Source organism: Henriciella sp., assembly GCF_049649345.1.
Lineage (GTDB): Bacteria > Pseudomonadota > Alphaproteobacteria > Caulobacterales > Hyphomonadaceae > Henriciella.
Window position 1 is genome coordinate 1 of the sequence record NZ_JBARZC010000058.1, and the last position, 6,788, is coordinate 6,788.

Here is a 6,788-nt window from a genome sequence, read left to right on the forward strand (position 1 = left end):
CTTCCCAGGCGCCGCGCGCGGTAATGCCCATCTTCTTGTGATCATAGCCGGCCGAGCCGCCGGACGCGAAAGCATCGCCCAGCCAGAAACCATGTTCGAGGCTGATCTCATTGGCAATGTCGGAGAAACTGGCCGTGCCCTTGTCAGCGGCGACGACGAGATAAGGATCATCGCCGTCCCAGACGACGGTGTCCTTGGGCTGCTCGACATCGCCATCGACGAGATTGCCGGTGAGGTCCAGCAAGGCATTGATGAAGGTGCGATAGGCCGAGATGCCGCCCTGATTGCGCTCTTCGCGTGTCGCAGTGGCCGGGATCTGTTTCGGGAAGAAGCCGCCCTTGGAGCCGACCGGGACGATCACCGCATTCTTGACCTGCTGGGCTTTGACCAGGCCGAGCACTTCGGTGCGGAAATCATCGCGCCTGTCAGACCAGCGCAGCCCGCCGCGCGCGACCTTGCCGAAGCGGCAGTGAACGCCTTCGACTTCCGGGCTCGACATGAAAATCTCGCGGAAGGGTTTGGGCGCCGGCAGGTCTGTAATGTCCTGGCTGGCAATCTTGAAGCTGATGAAGGGCAGGGGGCTGCCATCGGGCTGGCGATGCCAGAAATTGGTCCTCTGGATGGCCATGATAAGCCGCGCAATCCTGCGGATGACACGGTCCTCGTCGAGGGAGGAGACTTCGTTCAGGCGCGTCTCGATCTGCTGAAGCTTGGAGAGCGCTTCGGGCATGCGTTCTGAGAGGCTCTCGGGCCGCGTCGGGTTAAACCGGATGGCGAACAGGTCGAGCAGGGCGCGCGTCAGCCTCGGATGGCGTTTCAGCGCTTCGATCTGTGTCGAGCGGGCCGGGTCGAGCCCGGTCTGGTGGCGATAGGCACAAAGCGTGCGGCAGAGCGCCGCTTCGCGCCAGTCCGCGCCTGCGGTGAAAATGAGGCCATTGAACCGGTCATTTTCGGCCTGGCCGCGCCAGACGGCGACAAAGGCATCCTCAAAGCGCGAGGCTGTTTCCTCGAGATCAAGCTTGGTGCCGTCCGTCGTGCGGGCCTTGAGCGCATGGACCCAGTAGATGTCCGGGCCGTCCTCGACCGGCTTCGGGTCGGGAGTAACCGGGTAGCCTGTCTCGAAACTGACGAACAGACCCATATTCTCGAAGACGGGAACGCAGTCGGAGAGCGCGATGGAGCCATTTCGGGCATAGATCTTCGCGCGGACGGTTTCCTCGCCATCCTTTTCCTTCCTGTAGGCCCGGAGGCGAACAGGCTTGTCATCGCTCAGCTGGCGGAAGCCTTCAATGTCGCGGAGCGCCTCTTCAGGGTCAAAGGCCTCGCGATAGGCGGCATTGAACCCGCTCCTGAAGCCAGCGGACTTTTCAAAGTCGATCTGGTCGAGCTCGGCGCTGATCAGCACTTCGCGGAACGCATCATCCCACGATCGCGCGATCGCGGCGACCTCTTCCTCAAGCTGTTTGAGGTCCGGGTGAACCGATACGTCCGTCAGCTCGATCAGCAGGTAGACGCGGGCAAGTTGAGACGCGTCAAAGCGGGGCTGGAAGGAGATGAGCTGGCCCTTATAGGTCTCGACAATGTGGTCACTCATGCGCAGACGCGCGGCGGTGTTATAGGCATCGCGCGGCACGAAGATCAGAACCGACACGAAGCGGTTAAACTGGTCGCGGCGCACAAACATGCGCGTGCGTGGCCGTCCGACGAGGCTCAGCGCGCCCTTCATCAGCGGGATCAGCGTGTCGGCATTGGCCTGCAGGAGTTCATCGCGCGGCCATGTCTCGAGGATATTGGTCAGCGCCTTGTAATTATGGCTGCCCTCGACCGCGCTGGTCGCGTCCAGTACCTTCTCGACGCGGCGGCGCACCAGCGGCACGGAGCTCACGCTCTCATTATAGGCTTCTGCAGTATAAAGGCCGAGGAAACGCGTTTCGCCGGTGACGTTGCCGTCCTCATCGAAATGCTTGACGCCGACATAATCGCACAGCGAGCGGCGGTGAACACGGCTCTTCAGCGTGGATTTGGCAACGATGAGCGGGGCGGGCTCTGACAGGAAGGATCCGATAGCCGGCGTCAACACCAGCGGCTCGGCGCCGCGATTGAGGACGTTGCGGTCCTCGTCGCGCAGCAGGCCAAGATTGGAGCCTTCGACCATGATCGGCTCTTCCGGCAGCACGGTGCCATCCGGGCCGGTCTCGAAATCATAGCTGCGGACGCCGAGGAAAACAAAATGTTCGTTGGCCAGCCACTCCAGAAACGCAACGGATTCGTCGCGTGCCTCTTCGGCGCAATTGGTCAGCGCGCGCAGGCGTTCGATCTCGTTTTCCATGCGCGCCTGCATGTCGGTAAAGTCGCGCACCGACATGGCGATATCGCGCAGCGTGGCCTCGGCTTCCTCATGCAGTTTACGGCATTCGGCAGCGCTGAGGGCCGGCAGGAAGATCTGGATGAGAGAAATGTGCGCGCCGCTGTCGCTTGTCAGGATCGGGTGCATCAGGCCGCGCACCTCGACACCGAGATCGGCGCAGGCCCCCAGAAGCGAATCGACCAGGAACGGCTTATCGAGGCTGACAGCCTCAAGAACGGTCGAGCCGATCAGCCTGTCATTTTCGCCTTTTCCATCGCGAACGCGGACAATCGAGTCCTCGCCCGAAAATTCGTCTGCAAAGCTGGCAATGGCGCGCGCCAGGGCCTCGCAGTCCCCGTCCGACAGCGAGACGGTCGTCTCTGCATCGGCGTGCTCGCTGAAATGGGAAATGACCTCCTCAAGCCGCAATTTTCCTGCAGATCGTGCAGGGCTCTGGGCGTGATCGGGCATGGGAGGATCCTGTGTGTCTGGGCTAGCCTGCTTCTAGCCCGCCAGACCCTTAACAGCAATTGCCCTCCGCACGCTGCAGGTGCGAAGGGCAAGGCCGGATAGTGTTGAAAGCCGTATCAGCGCTCGGCGATCGCGGCTTTCAGTTCGTCGATTTTGCCAGAGCGGAAGGCGGCGCACAGATTGCCGCTCTCGCGGGCCTGGGCAAGCGAGCGCTCATAACCGGGGATGGCGTCTTTCTTGTCTTCGAAGAAGGCGCTCGCTTCGGCGACCTCCTCTTCGGTGCAGAAAGACCGGACCGCGCCGGCTGTCTGCGCCTTGCGGATTTCAGGCGTGCGAGAAATGAAATTATCAAAGCTCGCCTTGTAGAGGCCCCAGGCAGCGTCCTGATTGGCCTTGTTGTTGAGCGAGGTTTGCAGCACGGACCATGTTTCCTGGCCCTGCCAGTCGCTGCCCTGCATTTCCTTGATCAGGTCGGCCATTTCGGCCTCGTCGGCATTGGCGGCAATGGTCTGCAGGATGACGCGGCGCTCATACTGGTTCTCATTGGTGCGCGCATAGTCCAGGGCGGCTTCGTAGAAATCGCGTCCGCCCAGCCTTGTGCCCCATTTGATCGCGGGCACCAGCATGTCCGCCGAGACCGCATCTGCATCAGGCTCGCCATTCACGCCGACAAAGGCGGCGGCCTGCTCGGCAAGCTCTGCGCGCTCGTCTTCCATCATGCCGATATCGAGCAGGGCTGACGACAGGGACTGGAGCAGAAGGCTCTCGCCCTGGCTCAGCTCGTCCTCGCGCGATTCAAGGGACTGGTAGACAGGGCCGTATGTGGCCTGCGCCCAGCTGCGCATCGCCTCCTGGTCTTGCTCCGGCAGCGCGTTGAAATAGGATTCTGCCTTTGAGACAGACATCCTCGCCACATCCCATTCTGCGGTTGCCGAAGCCTCGAGCGCGTCGAGGACGGCGCTCGCTGGCGCGTCGCCTGCGCGGAAGGCGGCCGTGATGGAATCCACGAAAGAGAGTTGCTGCGACACTGTCAGCGCCTCGAAATTCTCCGTCAGCGCGGCCCAGTCCTCACCAGACAGCGCAAACCGCCAATAGCCGCCGGTTGCGTTCGGCATCACCCAGTCGGCGCAGGCCCCATCGAGCGGGATGTCGGTCGTCTTCTCGGTCAGCATTTCGCGAATAACCGTGTCGCCGGCCGGGCTCGAGACGCGGATCGCGAATGGCACCTGCCAGGTCGAGGCGTCGGCATCGATCTCGGAGCCGAGCGGCGCATAGCGCGATTGTGTCACCGTGATCAGGCCGGCATCCGGCGCCTCGCAGCTGGTCTCGACATTGAGATAGGGAATGCCCGGCTGGAAGATGAAGCTGCGGAAGCTTTCAACCACGCCGTCATTCTCGCTGCCATCGGCGACAGACTGCATGAAGTCCTCCACGTCGGCGGAGTCATCTTCAAAGCGCTTCATGTGGATGCGCATGCCTTCCCGGAAGGCCTCTTCGCCGACATAGGTCTCGAACATGGACAGGACACCGCCGCCCTTGGAATAGGTAATCCCGTCAAACGCGTCATTGATGTCGGCATTGCGCTCGATCGGATTGCGGATCTGACGGGCGTTGATCAGGCTGTCCGAACCCATGGCGCTAAGGCCGCGGCGCTGGGCGGCGCGCTCATAGCCCTGGCCCGGATAGACCTCGTCCATCGTCTTGTAGCTCATCCAGGTGGCGAACGCCTCATTGAGCCAGATGTCATCCCACCATTTCGGTGTGACGAGATTGCCGAACCATTGGTGGGCCAGCTCGTGCGCATGCGTGGTCAGCACACCGCGGCGGCGGCCCAGCGAGGTGCGGGCGTTAATCAGGAGCGCGCTCTCGCGATAGATGATCGCGCCGGCATTCTCCATCGCGCCATAGGCACAGTCCGGCACCGCAATGATGTCGAGTTTGGCGTACGGGTAGGGATAGTCGAAATAGCTTTCCTGATAGTCGACCATCTCATCGGTCACATCCATCGCGACCTCGAGCTGGTCGCCCTTTCCGGCGGGCGCAAAGCCGCGGAACGGGACAGGCGTCGCGCGCAGCGTGTTGGCCGAAAGCGCAGAGCCGTCGCGCATGTCATAAGGGCCGACCGCCAGCGCAACGAGATAGGACTGGATGTCGCGGGTCGTCGCAAAAGTGTGGCGCACGAGGCCATTGTCGAGCTGGGTCGTGCCGGTCACGGGCGCGTTGGCGATGACCTGATTGCCCTGCGGCGCGGTGACCGTCAGCGACCAGGGCGTCTTGAAACGCGGCTCGTCAAAGCCCGGAAACATGCGCCGCGCATCGATCGGCTCCATCTGCGTCGCCAGATAGGGCCGGCCATTCTGCTCTGCCTTGTAGAGGCCTGCGAGGCCGAAATTGTAAGGCGCGCGGTAATCGATGATGAGCGTCGCCTTGCCGGCCGGCACAGGCTCTGCGAAATCGATTTTCGAGACGCCGCCATCGGCAAGGCCGCCCTCGAACGTGCCTTCGATCTCGGTGCCATCGGCCGTGCGGGCAACCACGCGCTGGATCGTCTGGTCGAGCGAATGCAGCCAGATGCGCGCGTGTGGATCGCTCAGCCGGACATCGATCTCGGCTGTGCCCGAAAAGCCGGCTGCGGCGGGATCGGTCACAAGGTTGAGACGATACGCTGTCGGGATGGTCGTGTCCGGCAGCTGGCCGGCAGGCGGGGTTTCGAGCTTGACCGGTTCAATCTTTTCTTCGGCGGGCGGCGGCGTCTCTTCATCCGGGCTGGGGCCACAGGCGCTCAGCAGCGCGAGGCTGGCTGCGCCGGCGAAGATGGTCGTTTTGAACCTGTTAAGCGTCATGATGGATTCTCCAGGAAGACTGTTTGCGGGACGCATGAAGCATGGATGGCCCTGAGAGGCAAAATCCTGATGCCGTTGCGCTCATAAACGGGTAAGTTCGGCCTTATAGGTATGAATATATGAAACGGCTGTGGCATTGGCCAATCGATCCTCTGGCAAGAACGGTCCGCCTCGCGCTGGGCGAGAAGCGCTGCGCGTTTTCCAGTGTCAGCGCATTGCCCTGGGCCTTGCCGGACGAACTGGTGTCGCTCGCGCCGGGGGCAATTGCACCGGCGCTCGTCGATACGGCTGCTGAAGTGAAGGTGACGGCCATCGGGAGCCAGGCGATCTGCGAATATCTCGAGGACGCAATCTCCAATCCCAGGCTCCTGCCTTTTATTGCCAATGAGCGCGCCGAGGCCCGCCGTCTCTGGCGCTGGAGCGAGGACAGTTTTGCCGAGGTCAATGCAACCCTCCTGACAGAACGCGTGAACCAGTGGGTGCGCCGCTCCAGCGAGACCAATACCGCGTCGCTGCGCGCTGGCGTCCATGCGCTGAAAAGCAAGATGACCTTCCTCAACGGCCTGGCCGAAGCGCGCCCTTATATGGCGGGGCGGGCGCTGACCATGGCGGACCTCTCCATCGCCGCGCACCTGTCGGCCTATGACTATTTCGGGGATGTGCCCTGGGACCTGACGCCCGATCTCAAGGCCTGGTACGCCAAGATCAAATCCCGCCCGAGCTTCCGGCCCGTGCTCGAAGACAAAGTGGATGGCACCCGGCCAGCAAAACATTATGCTGATCTCGATTTCTAGTTAGGATTGGGTGTCCAACATGTTCCGTAAACTGCTCGCAGCCCTGTCTGCGTCCTTCCTGCTCGGCACGCCCAACGCAGCGCCGCAGACCGTTGCGGAGGTTGAAACCTCCATGCAGGAATTGGCTGCCTGGATGGCAGAGTACAGGCCGATCATTGAAGGCCTGTTCAATCTCTTCGAGCCTGCCGATGACGCGGGTTTCGTAGCTGAGAGCCATTTAGCCGGTGATGTCAGCCTTGATGAAGCGACTTCCTATATTGAGGAGATGCGCGACCGGTTGAAAAACCAGGCGGACGATATGCGCGGCGCTGTCAATCGTCTGCCGCCTTACCC

General features: G+C 62.1%; 4 protein-coding genes. 2 read left to right on the forward strand and 2 right to left on the reverse strand.

Annotated features, from left to right (window positions below; all coding sequences use genetic code 11):
* Together WA989_RS01445 and WA989_RS01450 are read right to left on the reverse strand one after the other, a co-directional pair.
* A partial coding sequence (locus WA989_RS01445) for an NAD-glutamate dehydrogenase domain-containing protein (protein ID WP_424338752.1) occupies positions 1–2,818 on the reverse strand: 2,818 nt, incomplete at its 3' end.
* Between the two features lie 116 nt (positions 2,819–2,934).
* The gene (locus tag WA989_RS01450; protein WP_424338753.1) at positions 2,935–5,661 is read right to left on the reverse strand and encodes a M1 family metallopeptidase; all 2,727 of its coding nucleotides are present in this window, start codon (positions 5,659–5,661) and stop codon (positions 2,935–2,937) included.
* Positions 5,662–5,780: 119 nt separating this feature from the next.
* Here WA989_RS01450 and WA989_RS01455 point away from each other — a divergent pair, with 119 nt between their 5' ends.
* A complete protein-coding gene (locus WA989_RS01455) occupies positions 5,781–6,455 on the forward strand; it encodes a glutathione S-transferase family protein (RefSeq protein WP_424338754.1) in 675 nt (224 codons plus the stop codon).
* Between the two features lie 19 nt (positions 6,456–6,474).
* On the forward strand, positions 6,475–6,788 hold a 314-nt coding region (locus tag WA989_RS01460; protein ID WP_424338755.1), incomplete at its 3' end, for a hypothetical protein.

Excerpts from the sequence above, each read along its gene's own strand:
- WA989_RS01450 (WP_424338753.1), bottom strand. The coding sequence starts at position 5,661 with ATGACGCTTAACAGGTTCAAAACGACCATCTTCGCCGGCGCAGCCAGC.
- WA989_RS01455 (WP_424338754.1), top strand. The coding sequence starts at position 5,781 with ATGAAACGGCTGTGGCATTGGCCAATCGATCCTCTGGCAAGAACGGTC.